We start from the raw sequence: 1,481 nt of genomic DNA, 5'->3' as shown, positions 1-1,481 counted from the left end.
GACTTCGTCGGGGCCCTCGACCAGGGCACGACCAGCACCCGATTCATGATCTTCGACCACGGCGGCAACGAGATCGCCCGCCACCAGCTCGAACACGAGCAGCTCCTGCCGCAGGCCGGCTGGGTCGAGCACAATCCGACCGAGATCTGGGAGCGCACCCGCTCGGCCATCGAGAGCACGCTGAACAAGGCGAACCTGTCCCACGGCGATCTGGCCGCGTTCGGGATCACCAACCAGCGCGAGACGACCGTGGTGTGGAACCGGCGCACCGGGCGCCCCTACTACAACGCGATCGTCTGGCAGGACACCCGCACCGACCGCATCGCCGCGGCCCTGGAGCGGGACGGCAAGGGCGACCTCATCCGGCGCAAGGCCGGCCTCCCCCCGGCCACGTACTTCTCCGGCGGCAAGATCCAGTGGATCCTGGACAACGTCGACGGGGTCCGCGAGGCCGCCGAGAACGGCGACGCGGTCTTCGGCAACATCGACACCTGGGTGCTGTGGAACCTCACCGGCGGGACGGACGGCGGCGTGCACGTCACCGACCCGACCAACGCCAGCCGCACCATGCTGATGGACCTGGAGACCCTCTCCTGGGACGACCAGCTCCTGTCGTTCTTCGGGATCCCGCGCTCCATGCTCCCGGAGATCAAACCGTCCTCGGCACCCGACGCCTACGGGACGACCCGCCCGAACGGCCCGCTCGGCGGCGAGGTCCCGCTCACGGGCATCCTCGGCGACCAGCAGGCGGCGACGGTCGGGCAGGTGTGCTTCTCCCCCGGCGAGGCCAAGAACACCTACGGCACCGGCAACTTCCTGCTGCTCAACACGGGTGAGGAACTCGTCCGTTCGAGGAACGGGCTCCTGACGACCGTCTGCTACCAGTTCGGATCCGAGAAGCCGGTGTACGCGCTGGAGGGTTCGATCGCGGTGACGGGGTCGGCGGTGCAGTGGCTGCGCGACCAGCTCGGCATCATCTCCGGCGCGGCGCAGAGCGAGTCGCTGGCCCGGCAGGTCGACGACAACGGCGGGGTCTACTTCGTCCCGGCCTTCTCCGGCCTTTTCGCCCCCTACTGGAGATCGGACGCCCGCGGCGCCATCGTCGGCCTCTCGCGCTACAACACCAACGCCCACCTGGCCCGCGCCACCCTGGAATCCATCTGCTACCAATCCCGCGACGTCGTCGAAGCCATGCGCGAGGACTCCGGAGTCTCCCTGGACGTCCTCAAAGTCGACGGCGGCGTCACCGCCAACGAACTGTGCATGCAACTCCAGGCCGACATCCTCGGCGTCCCGGTCTCGCGACCCGTCGTCGCCGAGACCACCGCCCTGGGCGCCGCCTACGCCGCCGGCCTGGCCGTCGGATTCTGGAACACCACCGAAGAACTCCGCCAGAACTGGAACGAAGACAAACGCTGGCAACCCACCTGGAACAACGACCAACGCCAACAAGGCTACGCAGGCTGGAAAAAGGCAGTCGA

General features: G+C 68.3%; 1 protein-coding gene. It reads left to right on the top strand.

Features of this window, described 5'->3' with window-relative positions; all coding sequences use genetic code 11:
• The coding region (gene glpK, locus CHC11_RS39940) for a glycerol kinase GlpK (RefSeq protein WP_089317111.1) at window positions 1–1,481 on the top strand (1,481 nt) is incomplete at both ends.

It is taken from the genome of Actinomadura mexicana (genome assembly GCF_900188105.1).
Taxonomy (GTDB): Bacteria; Actinomycetota; Actinomycetes; order Streptosporangiales; family Streptosporangiaceae; genus Spirillospora; species Spirillospora mexicana.
The sequence above is the reverse complement of the archived record's forward strand: the minus strand, read 5'-3'. Positions and strand labels throughout refer to the sequence as shown.